The organism is Paenibacillus roseus, assembly GCF_016424485.1.
GTDB classification, from domain to species: Bacteria; Bacillota; Bacilli; order Paenibacillales; family Paenibacillaceae; genus Paenibacillus_D; species Paenibacillus_D roseus.
The window spans coordinates 54,793-80,194 of record NZ_JAELUP010000107.1 but is presented as its reverse complement, the minus strand read 5'-3'; the positions used below and the strand labels follow the sequence as shown (position 1 = coordinate 80,194).

General features: G+C 50.0%; 27 protein-coding genes. 19 read left to right on the top strand and 8 right to left on the bottom strand.

Translation table 11 applies throughout. The annotated features are described in order from the left end of the window. Window positions 1-289: hypothetical protein (locus tag JFN88_RS21785; RefSeq protein ID WP_379168245.1), on the bottom strand; the 289-nt coding region annotated here is incomplete at its 3' end. Between the two features lie 367 nt (window positions 290-656). Here JFN88_RS21785 and JFN88_RS21780 point away from each other — a divergent pair. The 6 genes from JFN88_RS21780 to JFN88_RS21755 are packed head-to-tail and all read left to right on the top strand — an operon-like array spanning window position 657 to window position 5,845. Then, window positions 657-1,433 carry an IclR family transcriptional regulator gene (locus JFN88_RS21780; protein WP_199021435.1) on the top strand — a complete coding sequence of 259 codons (777 nt, stop codon included), beginning with the start codon at window positions 657-659 and terminating at the stop codon, window positions 1,431-1,433. A gap of 27 nt (window positions 1,434-1,460) precedes the next feature. After that, complete coding sequence (locus JFN88_RS21775) at window positions 1,461-2,234, top strand: SDR family NAD(P)-dependent oxidoreductase (protein WP_199021434.1); 774 nt, start codon at window positions 1,461-1,463, stop codon at window positions 2,232-2,234. Window positions 2,235-2,280: 46 nt separating this feature from the next. Then, a complete protein-coding gene (locus JFN88_RS21770) occupies window positions 2,281-3,180 on the top strand; it encodes a fumarylacetoacetate hydrolase family protein (RefSeq protein WP_199021433.1) in 900 nt (299 codons plus the stop codon). Between the two features lie 48 nt (window positions 3,181-3,228). After that, a complete protein-coding gene (locus tag JFN88_RS21765; RefSeq protein WP_199021432.1) occupies window positions 3,229-3,555 on the top strand; it encodes a UxaA family hydrolase in 327 nt (108 codons plus the stop codon). Then, window positions 3,552-4,712 carry a UxaA family hydrolase gene (locus tag JFN88_RS21760; protein WP_199021431.1) on the top strand — a complete coding sequence of 387 codons (1,161 nt, stop codon included), beginning with the start codon at window positions 3,552-3,554 and terminating at the stop codon, window positions 4,710-4,712. The genes JFN88_RS21765 and JFN88_RS21760 overlap by 4 nt, the downstream gene beginning before the upstream one ends. Window positions 4,713-4,747: 35 nt before the next feature. Continuing rightward, entirely contained in the window at window positions 4,748-5,845 is a 1,098-nt protein-coding gene (locus tag JFN88_RS21755) for a Gfo/Idh/MocA family protein (RefSeq protein WP_199021430.1), read from the top strand. A gap of 71 nt (window positions 5,846-5,916) precedes the next feature. Here JFN88_RS21755 and JFN88_RS21750 read toward each other — a convergent pair whose 3' ends face one another. Together JFN88_RS21750 and JFN88_RS21745 are read right to left on the bottom strand one after the other, a co-directional pair. Further along, on the bottom strand, window positions 5,917-6,195 hold the full coding sequence (locus JFN88_RS21750) for a hypothetical protein (RefSeq protein WP_199021429.1): 279 nt from the start codon (window positions 6,193-6,195) through the stop codon (window positions 5,917-5,919). Window positions 6,196-6,240: 45 nt separating this feature from the next. Then, entirely contained in the window at window positions 6,241-6,540 is a 300-nt protein-coding gene (locus JFN88_RS21745) for a DUF3055 domain-containing protein (RefSeq protein ID WP_199021428.1), read from the bottom strand. A 289-nt stretch (window positions 6,541-6,829) separates the two neighbouring features. On the opposite strand from JFN88_RS21745, the gene JFN88_RS21740 reads away from it, so the two are divergent. The 6 genes from JFN88_RS21740 to JFN88_RS21715 all read left to right on the top strand — a co-directional run bounded on the left by JFN88_RS21740 (window position 6,830) and on the right by JFN88_RS21715 (window position 12,797). Beyond that, window positions 6,830-7,825 carry an HRDC domain-containing protein gene (locus JFN88_RS21740; protein WP_199021427.1) on the top strand — a complete coding sequence of 332 codons (996 nt, stop codon included), beginning with the start codon at window positions 6,830-6,832 and terminating at the stop codon, window positions 7,823-7,825. A 122-nt stretch (window positions 7,826-7,947) separates the two neighbouring features. Beyond that, a complete protein-coding gene (locus tag JFN88_RS21735; protein WP_199021426.1) occupies window positions 7,948-8,406 on the top strand; it encodes a chemotaxis protein CheX in 459 nt (152 codons plus the stop codon). Window positions 8,407-8,501: 95 nt separating this feature from the next. Continuing rightward, window positions 8,502-9,275, top strand: coding sequence for an SDR family NAD(P)-dependent oxidoreductase (locus JFN88_RS21730; protein ID WP_199021564.1), 774 nt, complete (start codon window positions 8,502-8,504; stop codon window positions 9,273-9,275). Window positions 9,276-9,304: 29 nt separating this feature from the next. Beyond that, window positions 9,305-10,786, top strand: a complete 1,482-nt coding sequence (locus tag JFN88_RS21725) for a DEAD/DEAH box helicase (RefSeq protein WP_199021425.1) — start codon at window positions 9,305-9,307, stop codon at window positions 10,784-10,786. A gap of 27 nt (window positions 10,787-10,813) precedes the next feature. Further along, window positions 10,814-11,572: an ABC transporter ATP-binding protein gene (locus JFN88_RS21720; RefSeq protein ID WP_199021424.1), complete on the top strand. Its 759-nt coding sequence runs from the start codon at window positions 10,814-10,816 to the stop codon at window positions 11,570-11,572. After that, window positions 11,556-12,797 (top strand): ABC transporter permease, encoded by a 1,242-nt coding sequence (locus JFN88_RS21715; RefSeq protein WP_199021423.1) that lies wholly within the window; start codon window positions 11,556-11,558, stop codon window positions 12,795-12,797. The genes JFN88_RS21720 and JFN88_RS21715 overlap by 17 nt, the downstream gene beginning before the upstream one ends. Before the next feature lie 112 nt (window positions 12,798-12,909). Here JFN88_RS21715 and JFN88_RS21710 read toward each other — a convergent pair whose 3' ends face one another. After that, a complete protein-coding gene (locus tag JFN88_RS21710; protein ID WP_199021422.1) occupies window positions 12,910-14,208 on the bottom strand; it encodes an aminotransferase class I/II-fold pyridoxal phosphate-dependent enzyme in 1,299 nt (432 codons plus the stop codon). 177 nt (window positions 14,209-14,385) lie between these two features. On the opposite strand from JFN88_RS21710, the gene JFN88_RS21705 reads away from it, so the two are divergent. After that, window positions 14,386-15,177, top strand: coding sequence for a helix-turn-helix domain-containing protein (locus tag JFN88_RS21705; protein ID WP_199021421.1), 792 nt, complete (start codon window positions 14,386-14,388; stop codon window positions 15,175-15,177). Window positions 15,178-15,356: 179 nt separating this feature from the next. Here JFN88_RS21705 and JFN88_RS24895 read toward each other — a convergent pair whose 3' ends face one another. The 4 genes from JFN88_RS24895 to asd form a co-directional block, all read right to left on the bottom strand. Further along, the gene (locus JFN88_RS24895; protein WP_269846590.1) at window positions 15,357-15,878 is read right to left on the bottom strand and encodes a nucleotidyl transferase AbiEii/AbiGii toxin family protein; all 522 of its coding nucleotides are present in this window, start codon (window positions 15,876-15,878) and stop codon (window positions 15,357-15,359) included. Window positions 15,879-15,907: 29 nt separating this feature from the next. Continuing rightward, entirely contained in the window at window positions 15,908-16,282 is a 375-nt protein-coding gene (locus JFN88_RS24890; RefSeq protein WP_269846589.1) for a nucleotidyl transferase AbiEii/AbiGii toxin family protein, read from the bottom strand. Beyond that, window positions 16,282-16,890: a type IV toxin-antitoxin system AbiEi family antitoxin domain-containing protein gene (locus tag JFN88_RS21695; RefSeq protein WP_199021420.1), complete on the bottom strand. Its 609-nt coding sequence runs from the start codon at window positions 16,888-16,890 to the stop codon at window positions 16,282-16,284. The genes JFN88_RS24890 and JFN88_RS21695 overlap by 1 nt, the downstream gene beginning before the upstream one ends. A gap of 1,146 nt (window positions 16,891-18,036) precedes the next feature. Continuing rightward, complete coding sequence (asd, locus tag JFN88_RS21690) at window positions 18,037-18,825, bottom strand: archaetidylserine decarboxylase (RefSeq protein WP_199021419.1); 789 nt, start codon at window positions 18,823-18,825, stop codon at window positions 18,037-18,039. A 240-nt stretch (window positions 18,826-19,065) separates the two neighbouring features. Between asd and JFN88_RS21685 the strand changes: the two genes are divergently transcribed. From JFN88_RS21685 to JFN88_RS21660, 6 genes are all read left to right on the top strand, one after another. Further along, a complete protein-coding gene (locus tag JFN88_RS21685; RefSeq protein WP_199021418.1) occupies window positions 19,066-20,202 on the top strand; it encodes an N-acetylmuramoyl-L-alanine amidase family protein in 1,137 nt (378 codons plus the stop codon). A gap of 132 nt (window positions 20,203-20,334) precedes the next feature. Then, window positions 20,335-21,486, top strand: a complete 1,152-nt coding sequence (locus JFN88_RS21680; protein ID WP_199021417.1) for a glycosyltransferase family 4 protein — start codon at window positions 20,335-20,337, stop codon at window positions 21,484-21,486. Window positions 21,487-21,596: 110 nt separating this feature from the next. Further along, window positions 21,597-22,232, top strand: coding sequence for a WIAG-tail domain (locus tag JFN88_RS21675; RefSeq protein WP_199021416.1), 636 nt, complete (start codon window positions 21,597-21,599; stop codon window positions 22,230-22,232). A 299-nt stretch (window positions 22,233-22,531) separates the two neighbouring features. Further along, window positions 22,532-23,371, top strand: a complete 840-nt coding sequence (locus JFN88_RS21670) for a glycosyltransferase family 2 protein (protein ID WP_233168276.1) — start codon at window positions 22,532-22,534, stop codon at window positions 23,369-23,371. A 1-nt stretch (window position 23,372) separates the two neighbouring features. Further along, the gene (locus JFN88_RS21665) at window positions 23,373-24,608 is read left to right on the top strand and encodes a glycosyltransferase family 2 protein (RefSeq protein ID WP_199021415.1); all 1,236 of its coding nucleotides are present in this window, start codon (window positions 23,373-23,375) and stop codon (window positions 24,606-24,608) included. Between the two features lie 4 nt (window positions 24,609-24,612). Continuing rightward, a complete protein-coding gene (locus tag JFN88_RS21660) occupies window positions 24,613-25,359 on the top strand; it encodes a glycosyltransferase family 2 protein (RefSeq protein WP_199021414.1) in 747 nt (248 codons plus the stop codon). The last annotated feature ends 43 nt before the right edge of the window (window positions 25,360-25,402 follow it).

Below are 25,402 nucleotides of genomic sequence, written 5' to 3'. Positions count from 1 at the left end.
TGTTGCCGACTACGGGAGCAACTGTTCTGACAATATCGCCAAAAATGCCTTGAGGCGCAAGCTGCGGTCCGGCCTGGAAAGGCAAGAATCCCCCGGCAACTCCACCGATAGTGCTTCCCAGTTCTCTATTTCCGAAGGCGTTCCCGACTAAACCACCGGCCACACTGCCAACAATTCCGCCTAAAATTCCTTGAGGCACGAGTTGTGCTGTTCCATTGAATAAAGGTTGTTGCCACTGCTGAACCCCAGTGCTTGTGTTGTTGAAATAAGGTATTTGTAGATTTGTCATTGATTTTCATCCGCCTTTGTTTAGTTGTTATAGAGGTGCCTAGTGCCCCTAGGAAATGATGTCCCTTGAAAAGAGATAATATGTAGCATAGTAATAATTTCAAATAATTAACTTTTATGTAATATATTATTAATTATTTTATTTATTCTATTGAACAATTGGCTTTGCTTACTTAAATGCAGGAAGTTAAGTCCAATTATTACAAATACCTCGCAGAGAATATACCTCATGCTTAAAGACACTCCTTTTCCCGATTGACCCGATACTCGAGCGGTGATAAGATGGCATTAGATGATATTTTATAAACTTAGTTTACTATAGTAAACTAACGGGGTTGACGTAATTAAAGAACCGTAATGGAGGAGCAATGGAGAAGAAATATTGGGTTCCCGCACTGGAAAAGGCAACTCGCATACTGGAGCTTGTAGCCGAGAATCCGCATCAGCTCAAGCTGATAGATTTGTCCAGACGGCTCGACATTAACAAAAGCTCCATGTTTTCGCTGCTTAACACGATGGAAGAGTTGCGCTGGATCAGCAAGGACAAAGGGGATACGTATGCGATCAGCTCTTTCTTCGGACTGATCGGCAGCGGCTATTTCCGGCAGTATGATCTGATCTCCCTCTTCAGGCAAGAAGCTTTCAGGACGAAGTCGGCGATCGGAGAGACGATTCAGCTTGCAAAGCTGGAAGGCAGCGATGTCCTGTATCTGGCCAAGGAGGAAGCGTCTTCACCTGTACGGCTGGCCTCTGACCCGGGGATGCGATTGCCAGCCCACTCCACCGCGCTAGGCAAGGTTATGCTCGCCTTCTTTGATGACAGCGAGATTCATAGACTGTACCCGCAAGAGACACTCTCGCAGGCTACCACGAACTCGATTTCAACGAAAGAGAGTTTGCTGCAACAGTTTCGGCAGATTCGTGAATCCGGCATGGCCTATGATCTCCAGGAGGCAGTGATAGGGTTTAGCTGTGTAGCGGCGCCAATCATGGGGACTAGCGGAGAAGTAATTGCTGCAGTCAGTTGCTCCATGCCTCAGCACCAATGGGAGGTCAAGCAGGAGCAGGCAAGCAGGGAGATTCAATCGCTGGCGCAGCAGCTTTCGCAATGTGCCCAGCCCCAGACGATAGCCATTTCAAAATAACATATCGACATTAAGGAGTTAGAGAAGATGAGACTACAAGGCAAAGTAACCCTCATTACCGGAGCGGCTTCCGGAATCGGTAAAAGCACAGCGCTGCTGTTCGCTTCCCAAGGGGCATCCGTGATTGTCAATGACCTGGACCAAGTGAAGGGTGAAGAGACGGTACAGGAAATTCGCAATCTTGGCGGGGAAGCGACCTTTATTCAAGCGGATGTGACCAATCCCGAAAGTGTAAAGTCCATGGTTGAGCAGGCGCTGGCCAAATACGGACAAATCGATGTGTTGTTCAACAATGCCGGCATCAGCGGCGTAGGGGCGCTTCATGAGTTGGAGCCAGAGCAATGGGACCGCGTTATGGGCATTAACATCAAAGGTGTGTTCATCCCTAGCAAATATGTGCTTCCGCATATGATGGAACGCAAATCCGGCTCCATTATTAACATGTCTTCTTGCATAGCCGAAATCGGATTGGCTCGTCGCGCTTCCTATGCAGCGTCCAAAGGAGCAGTGCTGGCGCTCACCAAATCGATGCAGGTCGATTATGCTTCTTACGGCATCCGGGTGAATGCGCTGTTGCCGGGCACCATTTATACGCCATTTGTTGAACAATACCTGAAAAACTCCTATGATGATCCGGAAGCAGCGATTGCGGCGCTTAAAACCCGCCAACTTAGCGGTGACCTGGGTCTACCGGAGGATGTGGCGCAGGCTGCGCTGTTCCTCGCATCAGATGAGTCCAAATTTATGATGGGGTCGCCGCTTTATATAGACGGCGGGGTTGTATTTGGCAAGAACGCATAAGGAAATAGCCAATGACAAGGATAGACCTGAAAGGGGAAACTGAACGATGAAATTATTAAACTTTAATGAGAACAATGTCCAGAAACTTGGAGTAAAAACAGACCGCGGTGTTGTGGATGTGGCGGCGGCTGCCGAGCGATACAGTGCAGAAGAAACGCCGGTTACTGTACACGGCGTCATTGAAGGCGGCAAAGAAGCAGTTGCAGCTGTACAAGGGCTGGTTGACCAGGTGCTGGCTGATTCGGCTGCCTCCGATTTGCTGCTTGAAGAAGACAAGCTGAACTGGGCGCCATCCGTTACCAATCCAGACAAGATTATCTGTGTCGGTCTGAACTACCGCAAGCATGCGGAGGAGACGAACGCGCCAATCCCGAAATATCCGATTCTGTTCAACAAATTCAGCAATACCTTGACTGCGCACGGCCATGATGTGGCGCTGCCAAAGTCCACGAATGAAGTGGATTATGAGGCGGAGCTGGTAATTGTTATCGGTAAAAAGACGAAGTACGTATCCAAGGAAGAGGCGCTGGACTACGTATTCGGCTACAGCGCGGTCAACGATCTGTCTGCACGTGATTTGCAGCTTCGCACCCCGCAGTGGATGCTCGGCAAAATCTGTGATGATTTCTCGCCGCTTGGGCCATACCTCGTAACAGCAGATGAAGTAGGAGACGCTAATAACCTGGAGATCAAATGTACAGTTAACGGAGAAGTGCGCCAGCATTCCAATACTTCCGATATGATTTTCAACATTTCTGAAATTGTCAGCTACATTTCACAGCATTTGACGCTGTCGCCTGGCGATGTCATTCTGACCGGGACCCCGGAAGGAGTTGTGCTGGGCTACCCGGAAGACAAGCGGGTATACCTGAAGGACGGCGATGTTGTAACCATTGAAATTGAGAAACTCGGCTCTATTACGAACCGCTTGGTTGCGGAAGTCTAAGAGTCACCGAAGCAAATCTATAACAGCTACAGAAGGGGAGACAAGAGCATGGCAGGAGATATTCAGGCTGGCGCGGATGCGCTCGTTGTAGACAGCAAGGACCATGTGGCAACTGCGCTTCGCGATTTGAACCAGGGCGAGACTGCTGCGATTCGCAGAGGCGAAGATCTTATTGAGGTCAAGCTGCTTGATGCAGTAGCTTTTGGCCATAAAATTGCAGTTGCGGATATCCCAAGCGGTACAGAAGTCCGCAAATACGGGGAAGTAATCGGACGTTCGACCGTCGCGATTGAAGCGGGAAGGCATGTTCATGTCCATAATATAGAAGGCATCCGCGGACGCGGTGATCAGGCTGTCAAGGAGGCGCAAGCATGAAGACATTTAAAGCTTATGAGCGCGCAAACGGGGACATCGGCATTCGAAATCATTTGCTGATTATCCCTACCGTGATTTGCTCCAACCAGGTGTGCAATCGAATCGTACAGATGGTTCCGGAAGCTGTGGCGATTACCCATCAGCATGGCTGCAGCCAGATCGGCGCGGACAAGGATAGAACGTTCGAGGTGTTGGCGGGAACAGGTAAAAACCCGAATGTCGGCGCGGTTATCATTATCAGTCTGGGCTGCGAGGTTGTAGACCCGATCGCACTCGCTGAGGAAATCCGCAAGACAGGCAAGCCGGTGGAAGTATTCGATATTCAGTCCGTTGGCGGCTCCGTCAAAGCGATTCAATATGGCGTCGAGCTGGCAAAGCGCTTGAAGGCTGACCTGGACCGCCAGGAGCGTGTCGATGTGCCGCTCAGCAAGCTGAAAGTCGGCGTCAAATGCGGCGGTTCCGATGCAACATCCGGTCTTGCTTCCAACCCTGCGCTTGGCGTAGCGGCGGATCGGCTTATTGACGATGGCGGGACGATCGTTATCGGGGAAACAACAGAAATTATCGGTGCAGAGCATGTGCTTGCCGAGCGTTGTGTGACGCCTGAGATCAAGGATAAATTGTACTACATTGTGGATCGCTTCGAGAAAGAAGTCGATCGCATGGGCGCAGATATGCGCGGCGGAAATCCTAGCCCCGGCAATATTGCCGGCGGATTGTCCACCATTGAAGAGAAGTCGCTGGGCTGTATCAGCAAATGCGGGACGTCCCCGATTCGCGGCGTCATTGAATATGCGGAGGAGATCCCGGAGACGGGCCTGTACTTCATGGATTCGCCAGGCAACGATATTGAATGCGTATCCGGCATGGCGGCAGGTGGCGCGCACATTGTCTGCTTTACGACCGGCCGCGGTACGCCTACAGGTGCCGCTGTTATTCCGGTTATTAAAATTACAGGCAACGGTAAAATGTTCGCCCATATGGAAGACAACATGGATGTCGATGTCAGCCAGATTCTGTCCGGCACGGCGAGCATTGATGCGAGCGGCGACGTGATCTGGAAGGAAATCCAGGAGGTTGCCGAAGGCAAGCTGACGAAAGCCGAGATTCTAGGCCACCAGGAGTTCAGCATTAACCGTATCGGACCAAGCTTGTAAAAAACGTCTAGCGAATGATAGGGAGAGGTTTTAGCATGAGCAATTTGGACACGGAATGGCTGGATCTGGACTACAAGCCGGCCCTTCCGAACAATCGGCAAATGGGTATTGGCATTGTCGGCGCCGGAGAGATCGTGGAATCCTGCCACCTTCCAGCGTACAAGATGGCGGGGTTTAAGGTTGTCGGCATCTTCGATTTGAACAAGGAACGCTCAACCAAGCTGGCGGCAGATTTCGGCATCGGCAAGGTCTACGGCTCCTATGAGGAACTGCTTGCCGATAGTGAGGTGCTTATTGTTGACCTCGCCGTACCGGCCAAGGTACAGCCGAAGCTGGTCGAGCAGGCGGCGAAGGCTGGCAAGCATATTCTGTGTCAGAAGCCGCTGGCTGAAAGCTACGAAGAAGCGAAGGGGATTGCAGAAGTATGCCGCGCAGCGGGCATTAAAGCCGCAGTCAACCAGCAGATGCGCTGGTCGCCGGGCATCAAGGCAAGCCATACGATCATTCAGCGCGGATGGCTTGGTGACCTGCTGCAGGCTACAATCAGCGTCAATGTAAAGCAGGAGTTTGCCAACTGGACCTTCTTGCGTGAGATTGAAACGCTTGAATTTATGTACCACAGCATTCATTACATGGATGCGATCCGCTTCCTGTTCGGCAAGCCGGAATATATTTATGCGGACGGCGCACGCTTCCCGGGGCAATTGACCAAAGGCGAGACAAGAACGCTGCTCCATATTCGGTTTCCGGGTGAAGTCAGAGGTCTGATTCATGACAATCATAACCACATTGGTACGCTGGAAGATCGCTACGCAACCTTCCGTTTTGAAGGAACCGAGGGCATTATCAAGGGAACGAACGGCTCCTTGTACAATTACCCAGTTGGCCGCGAGGACACGATCAGCTATTACTCCAGAAAGCTTCACCCGGATTATTGGTTCACTCCCGAACTGCATGGAAAATGGTTTCCACATGCGTTCATGGGGACCATGGGCGAACTGATGCTTGCCATTGAGCAAGAGCGTGAGCCATCCAACAGCGTAGAGGATAATTTGGATACCATGCGCATGGTATTTGGCGCTTATACGTCCATGAAGGAGAACCGTGCGGTTTACCTGTCGGAAATGGACTAAATGTATATCAAACAGCCTTGTCAATCCCGTCGCAGAAACGAGGGTTGCAAGGCTGTTTTTTTAGAATATCATCACTGTAATGGCTCTTCTTCGGCAGCGTTCCCGTTCCCCTGGTCACCGTCATACTCCCGCTCCATGCCCGCATGAAGTTCCCGGTTCTCATAATCGAAACGTACAGGGGAGCGCTGGTCGCTGCGCCATGGCGAGCTTTTCCCAAGCGATTCCGTGAGCAGATCGGAGCCATAAGGCCCTTCCGGGAATTCCTCCAGCGTCAAGTCATTTCGCTGTGACTCCACAGTTGCCAGATCGGTATATTTGCGTTTGTCCTCTGAAATAAAACCATCCTGCATGATGGAGCGCCTCCTCGTTTGGTCATTATCCGTAACAGTGTGCCCCTAGAGGTCAGAAAAATTCACAGTTCCCACCACCATAGTTAAAAACTGCTCCAGTTCCTGCGCCTCTTCCTCTGTCAGTTTGAAGACATTCTCCAGATAGCCTTCCTCCTCCAGATCATCCGGACCGATAATGGCCGTCTTCCCTGCCTGCAAATCAGTCACGAGCTTCTTCCCGTAAAAGCTGTTCGTTGTCGTAATCGCCAAATCATAGCGTTTCATGCTCGGTCCAATAAACGTCACAAAGCGTGTGCTTGTATCCTCAGTCTTGTCCGACATAAAGTCATAATCAGGTAAATTCATGCTCTAGGCCCCCTGTTTTTATATACACTTGGATAGCCTATTATACACCGGAGCACTAGCACCTAGAAAGCGTCGAATTGCCGCATATTCGATTCCAAATAAAAAACTTGTAGAAATGGATATTATTATGGTACGATAAAAACAACCGAAAACATGTACGTATGTGAGGGAGCACCTCCTTGTCCGAAATCGACAGGGAGGTGCTTTTTTTGCGTTGTTTAAATTGTTGTGGTCGTATGAAGGTAAAACCGTACATGCTGATTCGGTAATATATTCTGGAGGTATGGCAATGCAGCTTATTTTTACAAATACATTGGAGAAGCAGGTTGAAGAAGATCGGGTGATCCGGGCGCGGGTGTCGATTGGCGAAACGCAAGGAGTATGGCAGGTCACTTGGGCGCAGGAAGGGGACAGTGAGCAACATATCTGGTTCGAAGGTTTCTCATGGGACGAAATGCTGACGGCCTTCCGTTACGGGGTTGCTGTGAAGATGGGGGAAGGATTCGTACCGCTGGTTGACGGGCTGCTGGAAGAACGAAGCCTATTCGGTAGAAATGCAGGCAAGGTGTCGTATCTTCATTGTTTCGGGGAGCTTCATGCCAATCCGGAACTGTTCGAGGAATTGAAGACATGGAGACGTCGCAAAGCTTCCGACCAGCGGAAAGCGGCTTATCTTGTCTCGACCAATCGGATGCTGAGAATGATCAGTGCTTTTGTGCCTCAGAATGAGACGGAATTGCTGCAAATCCCCGGTTGGGGCGAGTCCAAGCATTCCGTGTATGCGGATGAGGTATTGAAGTTGACGCGCAGCTTCGAGCAGCCTGCCGCCTTTCCGCTGGATTGGGTCCAGTCTGCTCTTAATCCAGACGTGTATACCCAATGGCTGTACAAGCAGAAGGAGCAGAAATTCAAGGAAGAACTGAACCGTCACCAGCAGCGGCGCAAAATATTGGAGGCTGCCGCGGAAGGGTTTACACTATCTGAATTGGAGCAGGAGCTGGGTATTGGCAGAAGAGAGCTGATCGAGCGGATTGAACAACTGCAAGCTGATGGCTATGATCTGGAGGCGCTCATCGACCGCGAGCTGACTGAGGTATCGTCGGAAGAGTTCCAGCGAATTTGGGACACCTTGTCGCTGGTAGGCGATCGGTACTTGAAGCCAGTTCTCGCCCAGGTATACGATGAAGAGCAGCTCAAAAGCAATCAGGTAGACCAGTTGTATGACCGTCTAAGGTTGATTCGCATCCGCTACCGCAATAAACAGACGAATAATCAGGCTATTTAACCGGGACTTTGGTCGTGATTATTGGTGTCCCTTACAGAAGATAGTATACTTGGCCTAATTTGTTCCGTATAATGTAACTAGACAATATGTTCATTACGGGAATAAAGGGGCGTTCTATTTAAATGAAGGCAGAATTTATAAATCCGTTTCTCGAGTCGGCAAGAACTGTCATAGAGCAAATGATTATGATTCGGCCTGAAACTGGAGAGCTTCGAATTAAGGACGTTCGTATGGTTGAAGGACATATTTGGATACACATTGGCATGTCCGGACAAATTGACGGTGAAGTTATATTTGGACTGAGTGAGTCGGTTGCTTTGAAGATGGTTTCGGCCATGATGGGCGGGTTTGTGATTACCGAGATTGACGAAATGAGCCGAAGCGCAATTTCCGAGCTAGGGAATATGATTAGCGGCAATGCGAGCACCATTTTATTCAATCAGGGAGTGAAGGTGGACATTACGCCTCCGAAGGTGCTTTCTAATGTACAAGCGGCTGACGCGCTTCCACCGCGTGCCTTGACGATCCCGCTGATCATGGATGGAATTGGCGAGTTGGATATTCAGGTTCTAATTGCATAAATGGTTTATCGAGGCTCCTTTTGCTGGAGCCTTTTTTATTTTAATGTATTTTGCGTATTCATAGTGTTATACAGTAAACTGTTGTTAGGTGATGAATAGTGAGAGGAAAAAAAGTGGTCATAACAGGCGCGACTAGCGGAATCGGCTTGCTTCTTGCTCAGACTCTCTCGCAAAGAGGCGCAATCCCTATTATTACTGGGAGGAGCAGCAGCAAGCTGGCAGAAGCAATGAATACGATACCTGGCGAACAGAAGGGCTACGTCTTGGATGTAACCAATCAGGAGCAGGTAGATACGGTCATGGCACAGATTATCGCGGAGCATCAGGGAATTGATGTACTGGTCAACAATGCCGGATTCGGAATGTTCGAGAGTATTGTGGAGGCTCCAGTAGAGCATTATGCTCAGATGATGGATACCAACTACCTGGGACTTGTCCGCTGCACCAAGGCTGTACTGCCGGACTTTCTGCGCCGGGATAGCGGTCACATTATCAATATTGCCTCGATGGCAGGGAAGATCGGAACCGCCAAGTCGACCGGCTATACGGCAACGAAGCATGCGGTGCTCGGTTTTACCAATGCGCTCAGAGCAGAGCTTGCAGGTTCGGGTATTGCAGTATCGGCTGTCAACCCTGGACCGATTGACACGCCGTTTTTCGCAACCGCTGACCCGGGCGGAACCTACGTCAACAATGTAAAATGGTTCATGATGCCGCCCGATAGGGTAGTACAGGCTATTATCAAGGTTATCGAACAGCGCAAGGCGGAGGTCGATCTGCCGCGCACAGCTGCTGTTGGAATCAAGCTGTACCAATTGTTTCCCAGGCTGCTTGATCGGCTTACTAGCAACTGGTTGAATAAAAAATAATCATAGAAGTTTAAAGGAGTTTTATCATTATGACTACAACATGGAGCAGTCTGGGCGTACCTGAGGAGACAGTCCGTCTTTTGCACGGCAACGGCATTGGGGTCCCGACTGCCGTACAAGCTCAAGCAATTCCTTTGCTGCTTGGCAAGCGGGATGTGATTGCCCATTCCCAGACTGGCAGCGGCAAGACACTGGCGTATTTGATCCCGACATTGCAGCAACTGGACGCCGGAAGCAAGCAGGTGCAGGCGGTCATTCTGGCTCCGACCCAGGAGCTGGCTATGCAAATTGTGCAGGTAGCGCGTACATACGGAGAGCCGCTCGGCGTTCGTATTCAGCCCCTTATCGGTGGCGCAGCAGTTAAACGGCAGATCGAAAAATTGAAGGAGCATCCTCAACTTGTTATTGGAACGCCTGGCCGTATCCATGAGCTGCTGAAGCAGCGCAAGCTCAAGCTGCACGAGGTTCGCACAGTCATTGTAGATGAAGCAGATCAGGTGTTTGATTTGGGCTCTTCACGGGAAGTGGAAGAGGTATTGCGCAGCGCGGGTCGTGAGCGGCAGCTGGCGTTTTTCTCCGCGACTTTTCCGGCAGTCATGGCTGAACTGGAGAAGCGCTGGATGAAGGACCCGGCCCGTGTCGAAGTGGAGCCTGGCCAGCGGGTGGCCGCTTCGGTAGAGCACCAATTCGTTGTATGCGACAAACGTGACAAGGTTGAAGTAGCCAGGAAGCTGGTTCGTCTGCTTAACCCGCGGTCGGCGCTGCTTTTCCTGAATGATACGGACAATATCAGCAACTGGGAAGCGAAATTGAACTTCTCCGGCTTTACGGTAGAAGCTTTGTATGGCGACGCAGATAAAGTGAAGCGGGCTCGCACGCTCGACCGCTTCCGTGACGGTACGTGCCAGTTGCTGCTCGCAACGGATGTGGCTGCGAGAGGGTTGGACATTGAGAGTTTGCCGCTCGTCATTCATCTGGACCCTGCTGTGGATGCCGATCATTATGTCCATCGTGCAGGCCGTACCGGCCGCATGGGTCGGGCGGGAACATCCATTACCATTATTACTCCAGATCAGCTGTTTATTATGGATAAATTCCAGAAGCAGCTTGGTATTCCGATTCAGCAGGTCGTCATGCAGCACGGCAAGCTGTTGGATGCTTCGGAAGCAAGAAATAACGGCAATTCTCGTACGTCCTCCCGTCGGGGAAGCGGAGAAAAGCCGCGGTCGGCTGTTCAATCAGCTGCTGCGAGGAGTGTCCGCCATGGCACTGAAAAAGAAGACAGTCTGAATGATTCAACTGCTGGCGAGAGGAGCGGGCAGGCAGCAGGCAGAAGCTTCAAGCCACGTACAGGCAAGGGTGCTGTTCAATCGGGCAAGCCGGCGGCGAAAGCCAAATCATCTGCCAAAGCCCCCACCAAGGCAACCAAAGCGCCTCGGGAGCGGGATCGCAAGGATAAAGGCGCCCCGAAATGGCTCAAAGCCAAGCGCAGCGAACAGGAACAGTCCTAGTCTTGAAGGCTGGAACGAGGTGATCAAATGGAACCCGTATTGCGTGTTGACGGTCTGACTGGCGGCTATAGCCCCAGAAGGCCTGTCCTTCATGATATTCATTTTGACATCAAGCCGGGAGAGATGGTCGGTTTGATCGGTCTTAACGGAGCTGGAAAAAGCACCACAATAAAGCATATACTCGGACTGATGAAGCCGCTGAAGGGGGAAATTCGAATTCGGGGGACAACGCTTGAACAGGACCCGCAGCGGTATCGTTCGTCTTTTGCCTATGTGCCGGAGTCTCCGGTGCTGTTTGACGAAATGACGGTACAGGAGCATCTGAGGCTCACCGGTATGGCTTATGACGTGGATGCGGATCGATTTGAACAACGAAGTGAGCAGCTTCTGGAAGAATTCCACATGATTCCGAAGCGGACCGCTTTCTCGGGTCACTTGTCCAAAGGAATGAAGCAGAAGGTCATGATAATGAATGCCCTGCTTCCAGAGCCGCCATTGTATATCATCGATGAACCATTCCTTGGCCTTGATCCGCTAGGAATCCGCTCCTTGCTGGAGAGATTGGTTGAGGTGAAAAATAGCGGAGCGGCGATTCTGATGAGCTCTCATATTTTAGCGACTGTAGAAATGTACTGCGACCGTTTCCTTGTGCTGCACCGTGGAAAAATGGTTGCACAGGGCAATCTGGAACAGGTAAGAGAGCAGTCCGGTGATCGGACAGCCAGTCTGGAGGAAGCTTTCTACCGTCTCGTAACGGGAGGGGATGGAGATGGGCGAGTCACTTAAAGGGCTATGGCAGCAGCGCCGCGCCGCATTCCGCAAGGAAGTTTTGCCCTATTTGCAGGATATGATACGAAGCGGGTTTCCCGGGTTTCTGCTCCTTCTGATCATTCTCGGGATGATCGGCTATGGCACTTTGCTCAGGGATTTTCCGGCTGATTTCCCGTATGTAGTTGTCGGAACAATCGTGCTGACGCCGCTAGTCTGTTACAGCCCCTTGCGGACATGGCTGCATCCGGCCGATGTGGCATTCCTGATGCCGAGGGAGCATGAAATGGGGACCTGTCTGGGAGCGTCCTGGAGGCATAATCTGCTCCCTGGCTTTATCGGACTAGGAATCATGTTTGCATTGTTTCTGCCCTTGTACGAAAGGGCGGCGTCGAACCCGCATCACTGGGCATTGCTTGTCGCCTTCGCAGCAATAGTGAAGGGATTGAATGCGGCTGCCTCCTGGAGAGAGCGTCAAATTGCCTGGCCTGGCGCGCGCCGCACTGTTCGGTTGTTGCGGTGGATACTCACATTCTTCTTGCTGGCTGTACTGCTTTCGGTCGCATTGTGGAAGACAGCATTGTTCGGTTTGCTGCTTGTTTTTCTTATGCTGTTTGTGCTGAGGCTGCCGATTCGACATTCGTTCCCATGGGAGCGTCTTATCGCGGAGGAAGAGAGGACAAGGCGGAGATACTATCGGTTCTTCGGAAGTTTTGCCGATATCCCGACTTTGCCGGCAAAGGTTGCGCGTCGACCATACTTGTCCTGGATAGCTGGTCGACTACAATATGCTCATAACCATACGTATAAGTATCTGTTCATCCTGACGCTGCTGCGGACGGAACTTGGCGGCATGCTGGTGCGACTGACTCTGCTAGGAATGCTGGTCATTTATTTGACCGTGCGCTCGACGCTGTTGGAGGGGTGGGGTGCAGCTGCTGTAGCCATACTGTTCCTCGCTATTATACGAGTTCAGGCCAGCGCGCTGAGACAGTCACACCGCCATTCCGTATGGCGGAACATCTATCCGCTGCCGGATTACCAGCATAATCAATCCATGACACAAGTGGTTGCGACAACTACCCTTGTCTGCGGCCTGATGTTGTGGCTGCCCCTTTTGCTGCTTCTGGCTCAAGGTCTGATTTGGCCGCCGCTGATCATAATCGGCTTGAGTCTGATCTACATCCTGTTTCGACTCCCGAGGCAATTTCTCAAGAAACTTGCCAAGGAGCAGGACGATTAGGAGCCGCCTGAATTTTTTCGCACGTTTCCGACCCAATGTGGAAGGATTTTGGAAAGTCCAAATTGAAGACCCTCAATCGATATTCCGATTGAGGGTCGTTTTCGCTGGATGCTTACTCGCCGCTTGTTTCAACAACAGCTTTGTGAATCGTATCGAACAGCTCCTCCAGATTCTCTTCTTCAATGCAGGAGAACGCTACACGAAGATCGGTCTTTCCGAGGGCAATCGTACCGATGCCGTAGCTGTCCAGCAGCTTAACACGGACAGATTCCGCATCTGTGGTGTTCAGCTTGAGGCACATGAAGTAGCCGGAGTTAAACGGGTAATATTCCCAGACGTCGCCATAACGACCGCTGTCCAGCAACACCTTCACACGATTGGCGCGACCCTTCATAATATCGTACTTTTCCTGCTTCTGAGCAGCAAAATCAGGAGATTGCAGCGCATGAAGCACAAAAGTCTGGGACGGATGCGAGCAACTGGAGACGGTTGCTCGAATAATTCCCTTTGTTTTTTGCTCCAGAGCGTTCAATATGGCCTCGGAAGGCGAGGCATAGGTGATAAAGCCGACCCGGAAGCCCCATACGTATTCTTCCTTGGTTGCGCCGTCAACCTTAATTGCCAGCACGCGCGGGTGCAGATCAGCCAACTGGCCGAAGATCGATTCCTGCAGAGAGTCCTCGAAGAAAAGTCCGAAGTACGCGTCGTCCGCGACTACGACAACATTGATGCCTTCATCTGCGGCATGGCGGATTGCAGCGACAATTTGGTCGGAGTCTTCCTTGTCAGGCGTATATCCAGTCGGGTTGTTAGGGAAGTTCAGGACAACGATGGCTTTGCCTTTGTCCTTCTGGGCCAGCAAAGCCTTAAGGAGTCCCTCTGAGTTAAAACGGTATTCTTCATTATACAGGTCATATTCGACAATCTCGGCCCCGCGGCGAAGGCCGAAGGTCAGCTCGTAATTTTCCCAATTTTTATTCGGAATGATGACGGCGTCGCCTGCCCCTGCGAACAGATCAGCGACAACGCTAAGCCCGTGGGTCAGTGCATTCGTGACGACCGGATTACCGAATGATTTGTTTTTCAAAGACGGGTTCTCTACGATCATCTTCTCGCGCCATGCGGAGCGAAGCTCAGGTTTGCCCTCAGGCGGCGCATATGGATAAAGGTCTTTGGGCTGATAAGCGGACAATGTATCCTGAATCATCTTCAGATGCATTGGCTTGCCGCCTTCAAGCGCAATCCCTATTGTTGCATTGAATTTGTGTGCTTTGTTTTTAGCTTCCGCGGATTGGCTTAGAATGCCTTCCTTTGGAAAATAGATGGATTTGCCGATGTCTGAAAGCATTTCATAGACATGCGGATTGTCCTGTTGAATCGCTTCATTCAACTGTTGGGCAAGTGGGTTCATGAATCTTCATCCTTCCGAAGTGTTCGATTCTTTTCCGGCTATTATACCACTTTTTTAAAGTTTCCGTCAGGATTGAAAATGAAATTTTTTAAAAAGTTGCACACTGATTTTGGAGTGTTGTATGATGACATCGTCAGCATTGTATGCATTGAGGCCTTCAAGGAGGTTGGAAAATAAATGTTAAATGCCGCGCCTTCGTCTTTTATACTCAAGCCTTCTTTCGCAAAGATCGTCTGTGAGCCCGGCTGGAAATGGCAAAAACGAGATAAGCCGCTTGCTAATTATGATTTGTTTTATGTATGGAGCGGTGAAGGGAACCTGGAGTTGAACGGGGTCAATTATTCGGTCGGAAAAGGAAGCTGCTTTTTATTTCGTCCCGGGGATCATCCGAGTGCGACGCATAATCCGCAGAAGCCGCTTGTACTCACGTATATTCATTTTGATTCATTGGATCAGGTTGAGCTGGTCCCAAAATCGTACAGAGTGCTCGAAGATACGATTGATTTCGAATATTTGCTGTCCCGTTATGTCCGGCTGTTTCTGGTCAAAACGTATGCGGCCGAAGAAGAAGCGCAGCTGATATTGAAGCAACTGCTCATTCATTTATTGCGAGATGACATGGCGGAGCGGGATTCCGTCGAGCCCAGAGCGAGCAATCAGCTTACCGAGGCTATTCACGAAATCGCCAACTATATTCGTCAAAATCCCGGACATGCCCATCGGGTGGAGGATTTGGCCCAGCGCGCCCAGCTATCTCCCCGCTACTTCTCGATCAAGTTCAAGGAACTAATCGGGGTATCTGTTCAAGCGTATATGATTCGTACCCGCATTGAGCGAGCAAAGCATCTGCTGATGCACGCGGGCATGAACGTGACAGAAGTTGCTGATGCCTTGGGATACCGGGATATTTTCTTTTTCAGCAGGCAGTTCAAGCAATACACGGGAAAAAGTCCCTCCGAAATTCGTTAGATGGGTACCTGCCTTCGCGGCAAGGGGCTGTCCAAAAAGTCAGAAAAAACTGACCACCGGCCTGCCCCGTTTTCAATGCATCTAAAAAATAGGAACAAAAAAATCGCCAAATCTTGTAGAATGGAAGTTACCATACCACCAACACAAGACAGGGCGATTTTTTTTGCGTAATCAAACGACTACCACAGAACAGTATTCTTCCAAGCTCTCTCACTACAACTCCAATGCCCAAAAAACTCTTTCTCGTCAAGTATTGATTGATAGATAGGCTTAAGAAAATCAACAAGATAAGTCATAACATCCTGAAATACAAACTGCTCCTCAATCCCTAAACGGCGTACGAAAGCCAGCCATTGTTTTGTCCGACCCTCATCCTCAGCAAAATTCGCCCAAAACAAAGGATGCTCTTTTTCCAATGCTGTATCTCTTCGTTGGAACGTTTCGAATACTGCCTCGTAAAGAATCCGACCATCAAAATCATTTGTCGTTAGTAGGGTATAGATATCATAAAAATCCTTCATCCGACTGTTCATAACAGATAATGTAATCATCGCTTCAAATTTTTCTGAAATGACGGATTCCTTTGAGTAGGCTTGCACCTGTGGAGCTACCATATCAAGCAGAACAGGGTAGTCAATAAGCTGCGGCTTCGGAATCACGACATCACCAAATCCAATATCAAATTGCAAGTTCTTTTTCATTCGCCCTAGAAAAGCAGTTACTTTGACTCTTACTCCCTCATCTCAGCATCCTCTTTAATCCTCTCCGTTGTCATTTCATCCAGTTGAAATATAATACCATCTGAAGGAACGTCTATTGAGCAAATCGTAACAAACGACTCCCTTAATATTTCTAGCTCATTGGCAATCTGTCTGGCGAGAAAGTCAACATCTTTGGTGGGGCGAGCTTTGAATTGGGTTTGTGAGAATAGAAACAAGCCGCCTTTCAATATAAATTTGTCCCTATAATCGGAGATGGACAAGCGATATAAAAAGCGCTCTTGAAAATAAAGGAGCAGCAACGTATCAAATGATTTCCCTGATTTTTTCGCTATATTTTTCAAGCGTTCTGAAACAGAGGCGGGGATATTCTTAATCTCACTCATCAGATCAGCACCTCCAGATATTTTTGCAAAACTGTTCGAATCCGCAGCTTTTCAGCATAAGAGACAAGTCTTGTTATATTTTTATGACGGGATTGAAGGTAATTCCTCAACCCTTCCTTCATCAAGTCAATTCCAATTTTCTCACGATAGCGCACCATGTCACAGATTGTTTTTTCACGGTCATAAATTTTAACTGCCGAGCCATCAATACTAATCTCATCTATACCTGTGTTGAATTGAGCATCTGCCAAATAAATTATTTTAATGGGCGGGTAGTCTGGGAGCTTTGGTTTTTTACCGTCGCGATGAATAGCAACGTGGTATTCCCAAGGATTGTAGGTTGTCAGTTCATAGTAGGAGAGGGCAGAGAGAAGACAGATAACCCCTTTGGGAACTAGCTTGGATACTTCAACCATTTCATTGGGCAGTTCGTTAATTTGACCAGCCTGTCGATAAACCCCTTGCTTAACTCGTTCAATTTCGCCAATGGACTCAAGCTTTTTTATGTAATAAGGAGATATACCAGCCCTAATAAAATCTTTCGTCCGAGCAAAGCCATGATGTTCTTCCAGTACTCGCATTGCCGCAGTTACAATTTGCTCGTTCATGCACTCACCACCATTCATATTTGAAAACGAATTTCTATCAATAGCTATTCGGTTACCTAGTTTCAATCTCCTTCATTATTCACTAAAATATCTGCACTTAGACGTAAGAGCAGAACTTAATCTTGAGTGCAGTTATCTGTTATTATTGGGTAACCAACTTAATTTTATTGGCGAACTTCAAGGGGAAATCTATATGAGAGACAAATATTCTGAATTTATTGAACTCTCAGGAACAAATCGTATGGGAATAACGGGATGGGTTTTGAAGAAGTGCTTCAGAATTCTGGTGAAGCTGTTAGTGAGGCGTTATTAAAGCAAATAATTCAACAAACTTGGTGTTGCATATCATCTGATGAGCAAAAACTATTATTGGATATATCCACTAACTCTGATTCTACTGGTTTCGTTCGATACTTTTCCCCATTGTCCTAAGTTTAGTAGCTCGTTTAGTCTTTCAAGTTCAACAATCGGGTTCAGTTAAATTTTGGGACTAGTGGAGCGAAGATGATAAAAAACAAAATATTGCTAGCAGTTCAAAATTTAAGAAGACAAAACAGTTCCAAAGAGTAACTTTTTCTATTCATAACTAATTATCGTATCTCAATTTTGAACAATTCGGAAATTCCGAACAGTTGCTGTATACCCTATGAACTTATAAGTTCGCAGAAATTATTGCATTCATTAGATTTGAACAATACTTAACCAAAAGCAGTTGTCAAGTAAAACTCGACAACTGCTTTCGCATCTCCCATTGGGAAGAGTTAAAAGCAAAAGCCAAAAGAGCCCTTGAGGATGACGAGAAATTTGCGATCTATGCCCGGCATAAAGTCGAGGTAGAGAGCGTATTTGCTCTCATCAAGGGCAACCGGTCGTTCCGACGGTTCTACCTTGCGAGGACTGGAGAACGTTCACACGGAGTTCGGGATTGTGGCTTTGGCCCACAACCTACTGAAAGTGGCGGGCATCCGCCTCACTGCATGCCTGGAAAAGCAGGCACACAAAAAGGCTGGACGGAAAACCTTACGTTTTCTCGCCCAACCTTTTTATTTTGGGGACTTTTTGGACAGGCTCTTCTCTATGTGAACAACAGCGATCGGAAGAACCTTCACACGAAGGTACTGCCTGGCTTCATTCAAACTCATACAGTCATTTTTCTACAAGTCTGCCAAGCTCTTCACCCATCTGAACCCGCTTGCCGACCATCAGATCAGGGCGCAGCGTGAAGGTGTCGTCCTCGGTCAACAAAACGACGGTCGAGCCAAACTCAAAATACGCCAGTTCGCTCCCCTTGTCTACCTTGCTGATATGCTCATCTACGTATTTAATGCTGCTTACATTCATTGCCCCTACCTTCACTACCGCCACTTCGCCCGCCTGATGCCGGATGTAGGTGATCAGCCGCTCATTTCGGCTCAGCACGCGGCGCATATGGCGCAATCCGAAATCATTGACCGGGTATACCTTCCCCGGTATATGGTCCCGTTCCACGATGGCGCCGTTCACAGGGTTATGTATACGATGATAGTCTGTCGGGCTTAAATAGAGCACCAGACAAAAGCCATGTTCATAATTGGCTGCGCGCGGCGAATGCTGGAGCAGTTCATCAATCGTGTAATCCTGCCCTTTAATATTAAGAACGGTACCGCCTGTTATTGGCCCGGCTCCCGTAATCAGCGCATCCACCGGACTGACCAGCACGGACGCATGAGGATGAACCGGTCGTGCTCCAGGTTTCAGCCGTCTGGTAAAAAATTCATTGAGTGTGCCGTATTCCTGCAGCTTTTTTTCTGCTTCCTCTACGCGAATCCCGTATAATTTCGCAAACCTGGGAATAAAGTGCCGACTGATGGAAGATTGCGCCAGCTTCCCTGTTATTTTGGATATCCATTTACGCGAGCTAAGCTCGGTCATTGATCGCAGCAGCCATTTGGTCATGCCAATGCTTCCCATCCTTTCTGCACATCTTGCTTCAGAGGTGCCTTCCACGTAAGTGTGCCATATTGCGAAGGACAAATCAATATTTATGAGCCTTATAGTACCCGCCTGAACACAGCCAATGAGGATAAACCTATCAAACAGCTAAAAATTAGGTCTATCTTCGGACGAATAAACCTCTCTAGTCAAGTATAATGTACCATATAGGAAAACTATTACATATTACGAGAGAGGGCTTAGATGAGAAAAATAGTTTTAATGACAGTAGTAGTTATGTGTTTGTCTGTGTTGATCAATCTGGTTCCGGCAGAGCTTACGGCGGCGGGCTCGTATACAGCGAAAGTATTGAACGGGCCGCTCAGTGTGCGCAGTGATGCTGACGGAAAATCGAAGGTTGTCGGTTCGATAGCCAAAAGCGAGACGGTGACGGTTACTGCGGATGCGTTCGGATGGTCCAAGGTCAAAACCGGTAATCTGACCGGATGGGTAGCAGGCTACTATTTGAAAAAGGTTGATAATTCGGATACAGGAAGTACAGAGGGACAAGGGAAACCCGCAAAAACCGCTGATGTCAAGCCATTGTCGCTGTCTTCCGGTACCGGAATTGTAACGGCAGACTCATTGCGAATTCGCGCAGAAGCGGGAACAAAATACGATGTAATCGGCGGCCTCAGAAATGGGGATGTCGTAACGATAACTGGCAGAAAAGACGACTGGCTGCAAATTCAGGTTTCGGGCAGCCAAAAGGGATGGGTAGCTGCCGAATATATCAGAGAAGACGGTTCAGCGAAGACAACGCCGGTCGTATTCACCCCTTCCAAAGGCGGCAAAGGCTTGAAAAACCGCGTCATTGTCGTCGATCCGGGACATGGCGGAAGCGATCCTGGCGTCATCGGCACGAAGCTGGGAACAGAGGAGAAGACCATTAACCTTAGCACATCGCTTTACCTTGCAGAGGAACTGCGTAGCCGGGGCGCCAAGGTTGTAATGACCCGCGGCAAGGACGAGAAGCCTCCACTGGAAAAACGTGTACAAACCAGCCATGCTGCCGGAGCAGATGCTTTTATCAGCATTCATTACAATTCTTCTACTAAAAACAGCTCGGGGACCCTTACATTCTATTACGATGAGAAAAAGGATGCGCCGCTTGCCAGAGCCATAGATATGCAGCTCGGCTCAAGCGGCAACAAGTTGAAAAATATCGGAATCTCTTTCGGCGATCTTCATGTACTTAGAGAGAATCGTGTTCCTGCTGCGCTCGTGGAACTGGGCTTCCTGACGAACGAATACGACGAGAAGCTTGTCATTACCGATGCCTATCAGCGCCGCGCCGCTGCGGCCATTGCGAATGGTCTGGAACGCTATTTCACCAATTAGTTGATTATTAACCCTTGCAATATGAGATGATCATCCGATAACTTGGGTCAGACAGGGGCCATACGCCGTGACTGCTTGGTCTTATGCTGTATATGTTAGGATAGCCAAGCAAATCTGGAAGAGGTGGCTGTCATGACGAGGATGAAAATCGGGTTTGTGACGCCCGGCTCCTATCCGCTCCCCTCAGTGGGGAGCAGTTCGGTAGAGCGAGTCGTGGAGCATGTTGCAGGCCAGCTTGCCACGCGAATGATTACAAGAATATACGGGCGAAGCTCCCCAAGATTGGCGCGCCGTTCCGATCTGAGGGGGGCGCTTTGTGTCCGCTTTCCCGCCGCCAACAAGGGGCGGTATGTATCACTTGTGTCCCGTTCCCTCCGATCATTTGCCCCGGATGTCATTGTCGTTGAGAACCGCCCGTCCTATGTGCTGCGAATTCGCAAGCAAAACCCCAATGCCCGAATTTGGCTTAGCCTTCATTCTTCAACCTTTATCAGGCCCCCATATATGACGCTGAAGTGTTTTAAGCTTTGTGTTCGTCATGCAGAGAAGATTATCGTCAACAGCAGTTTTCTAAGAGATGTAGTAGCCGCGAAAGTACCTGAGGCAGCGCGTAAACTTCACGTGATTCATCTCGGTGTTGAAACCGATCGTTTCCCTTCGCAGTATTCTCAGGAAGGCTTGATGAGGCGAAATATGCTGCGGAGCAAGAGGGAATGGCAGGGACGCAGTGTCGTGCTCTTTATGGGACGGCTTATTCCGCTAAAGGGCGTTCATCATCTGTTGCATATTATGCCTGAGCTGGTGAAGCGTCACCCCCGGATTCTGCTGGTCATAGTGGGTAGCGCATTCTACGGCTCACACAGATCTACAGCATATACAAGAAGGCTGCACCGCCTGGGGAGAAAGTGGAAGGATCATGTCCGATTTGTGCCCTATGTGCCTTACCCGCAGGTGCCGGACTGGTTCCTTGCCTCCGACATTGCCGTCGTGCCATCCGGGAAGAGGGAGGCCTTCGGGCTGGTCAACGTAGAGGCCATGTCCTGCGGGCTGCCCGTTGTAGCAACACGCTCTGGCGGAATCAAGGAAATTATTGAGGACGGCGGGACGGGGTTTCTGGTAGATCCGGCGCATGTGCAGGCGGATCTGAAGCAACGTCTGCTGACACTGCTGGAGGACGAGGTTTTGCGGATTTCGATGGGGATGCGCAGCAGGGAGAGGGTAGAGCAGATGTTCACATGGCGCTATACGGGCGAGCGGTGGCTGGAACTGCTGAACAAATCATGAAAATGACAGGCATTTTAATCATGAAGCGTACTTCTCACGGCAGAGAGTCAAATCCTTGGGTGAAAGCATAGGATAAGGAAGACTACACTGTACAAGAGAAGGGAAGGGCCATGAAAAAAAACAGGCAAAGCAAGATCAGCAAGCCGCGCAAGCCACTTTTTTACACGGCGGACCCGCGCACTTCGGAGCTTAAATTCCTGGATGAACCGAAGAAAACATCTTCGGGAACTCATAAGGAACGGCCGTCGCGCAAGCCCGTGATGATCCATTCCGTCGTAGCGGATTATGAGCCTGCAAATTTGCGTTCTCCTCAGGAGCAGCCGCAGACGCCACAACTTTCAGCAGAACCGAGCATCAAGATCGAGCTTGCTGCTACGACTGCTGAAGCAGGGCTGGATGCTGTTCAGACCGGAGAGCATACCGTTGCTAGTAGTCTGGACACGATTCAACCAGACACCGCCCAATTTCAGCCGACGGCGGCGAGCGGACTCTGCTGCGGTGTGACCTCGTTTGCCATTCCAAGCAGAGTAGATCGCATTCATGTGGGAGTGGTACTGCCGGATTCATTCCGCTCCCTGCTGAACAAGAGTGCCGGCTATGCCTTGACAGCAGCTTGCAACCAGCCGGGCTGTCAGGTCATCATTGCCTCCAAGTCCGCTGCAGGCGCCACGATTGCAATTTTGCGAGGCAAGCAGGAAGACAATCTGACGGGTGAATTGAATTGGATTGCAGCCAAAATTGAATAGTGAAGTGATGAGTGCATGGCAAAAAAATCAGACCTTTGTCTCTGGAAAGAGCAAAGGTCTGATTTTTTTGCCGTTCGCGGCGTGTCGCTGTTCATGGGAAACAACGGCCATCAGGAGATGCAGAATTCGACCTGTACAAATGCCGTTGCGCGGAGAAAGTCGCGGCATACAATGACTCGTATAAGATTAAACTGCCGATTTTGCATGCTGGAATGATTGGGATGAAAGCAATGCCGAATCGTGCTTTGTTCTGAAGTGATAAGCCGGGGGGTGCGCAGCCCGGGTCAGGAGGTGAAGATATGCGCAAAACAGCGGTAAAACGGAACGGGAGTATGCGCGGCAAAGTACGTGCGTCCGCCTTGCGTCGGACGTCAAGGTCCCGATTATCTATTGTAAACTCCGATGATCCACTTGTATCGGTGATTATTCCTTATATGAATGAAAAGCACTTGATCCGACGAATTGTTCGCGAGGCCAGATCGGTTCACCCGAGGACCGAAGTCATTATCGTCGCGAACGGCTCAAATCGGAAGGCGCTGGCTGCTGTACGCGCCACCGGGGCAAAAGTACTCGCCTTCGATGAGCGGCTTGGCCATGATGTAGGACGCAGCATCGGCGCCCAGGCGGCATATGGGGAGGTACTGCTGTTTATCGATGCCGATATGGTCATTCCCTCAGGCCGGTTGCAACCCTTTGTAAATGCTATTGCGTCCGGTGATGCAGATGTCGCGCTGAATGATTATTCCGGCCCGACGGGCAAGAAGGAAGTTCACAGTGTCGTTCTAGCCAAACACGCGCTGAATGCCATGCTTGGGGAAGACAATTTAAAGGGAGCCTCATTGACAGCCATACCGCATGCAATCAATCGCAAGACGCTCGTTGCTGTTGGTCCTCAGGCGCTGCTGGTCCCCCCGTTGGCTCAGGCCAAGGCAATCCAGCTTGGATTAAAAGTCAAGGCTGTTCACACGATTCAGGTCGGCAGAATGAACCCGATACGGAGAACGCGCGAGAAGAAATTCTCGCTGGCTTCTGTCATTGTTGGCGATCATCTGGAGGCGCTGAATTGGTGGACAGACGCTACCGATGAACGCGGTGGAATGGAAGATTACAATCGAAAACGTCATTTTTTGGGGGGATAAGATGACTACGCTGGCGAATAAGAGGTCAGGAGCAAAACGCAATCCTTCCGGCAGGAAGATAGGTGTCAGTCGCCCCTCAAGCTCCGGAACGTCTCGTGGTCGCGCTCTCAGACAAAGCAGGACGGCTGCTGCAACCTCTGCAGGGGCAGCGGCACGCAAGCGCACCAAACCTCAAGCCTCCGGAGCTGTCTTGCACAGACGGAGGGTGCTGCACAGAAACAGCAAGCTGCCTGGAAAAGTGATTCGAGCTGCATATGCGCTAGGCCAGTCAAGCGCCCTGCAACTAAAGCAGGAGCGGCAAGCAAACGGGGAAACACAACTGTTTCAGGACAGTTCGCAGGTCATTCAAGCGATGAATGCAGCGTTCAGCAAAGCCAGAACGGGGACAGCCTGGGCGTCCATGACCGCACTGCTTCATGAAGGGGCTGCCTTTCGCAATGGCTTTATCGATGCGTGGGGGGAAGATTTGGCCTTGCATCCTTACGTGCTGCTCCCTCTTAACGGGACGGCTGCAGCCGTTGTAACGGTATGCAATGAAGAGGATTCCATCCGCCAGGTGCTGAATGAACTGCAACTGCTGCCTCTGACCGATATCATTGTGGTCATTAATGGCAGCACGGATCATAGCTTTAATTATACCAAGGGATTTGCAGGGGTGACCATCCTGCATGAGTCTGAGGCTCTGGGGCTGGATGTCGGCCGCGCGCTGGGGGCCAAGTTGACGAAGGCGGATATCGTTTTATTTATAGATGGCGATTTCCCGGTTCCCGCCATACAGTTGGCTTCATTTTTGCTCGCTGTGGATCAGGGAGTGGATGTTGCCCTGAATGATGTCACCCCCTATCTTGGGGTTTTCAAATACTGGGATGCTGTTTCCCGTGTGAAGCAATTTTTAAACGCTGCTCTAGGGCGTCCTGATCTCATTACAAATTCAATGACTTGCGTCCCGCATGCGCTGTCGCGGCGCGCTATAGATACGATTGGCGAGAATACGCTCGCTGTGCCTCCTAAAGCCCAGGCTGCTGCGCTTGCAGCATCGCTCAAGGTCGAGGCATCCGCCAGCATTAACGTCTTTTTGAAAAATCGCGTCAGGGAGCAAAATGTAGGTTCGGGCAACCCGGTTGCCCGGCTTATCATCGGGGACCATATTGAAGCATTGAAAAGCATACAGCGGCAGCAGGGAGCCAGACTATCCTTCCCTGATCAGGTAAGGCGCAGAAGCCGGGCAGGAGGATGAAGACATGCAACTGACGAGCATTGTAATACCGAGCTGTGACGGGCTCATCCTCCTCAAGGGGGCAGTTGCTGCGATTCGCAACTTTACCTGTCAGGAAGAAACTCCCTATGAAATTATTATTGCCGACGACGGCTCCCGGGATGGGACAGCCGAGTGGTGCAGGGAAGAAGGCCTTAGATTTGTCTCGCTTCCCTACAATTCAGGTTTTCCTGCCGCTTGCAATAAAGGAATGAGAATGGCGTCAGGCGAATATATACTGCTTCTTAATCATGATGTTACCGTTACGGTGAACTGGCTGGCTAATTTGCACCGAGCTTTGGCTTCGGAATGCAGGATTGGAATGGTCGGCCCGGTAACCAATTATGCCAGCGGCCGGCAGCAAGTAGAAGGTTCGTACACAACCATGGAGGAATTTCAGAAGCTTGCAGTTGCAGTGAATACGACAGACCCGGACAATTGGGAGGAGACTCCTCGTCTTGCTGGTCTATGCCTCCTGTTCACCAGATCTTTTTACGACCATGTGGGCGATCTGGATGAGCGATTTTCACCGGGCTATTATGTGGATGACGATGTATGCTTCAGGGCGCGGAAGCTGGGCTACAAGCTGCTTATTTGCCGGGATGCACTTATTCATCATGAAGGCAGTGTGAGCTTTAGAGAGCATGACCAGTCCCATCTGCAGGCGCTGCTCAAGCGGAATCGGGAATTGTTTATTGAGAAGTGGCAGGTCGATCTCGATCATTATATTTAATTCGATTCGTTTCAATTCGCTGCAAGGTCAATGCGTCCTTGCA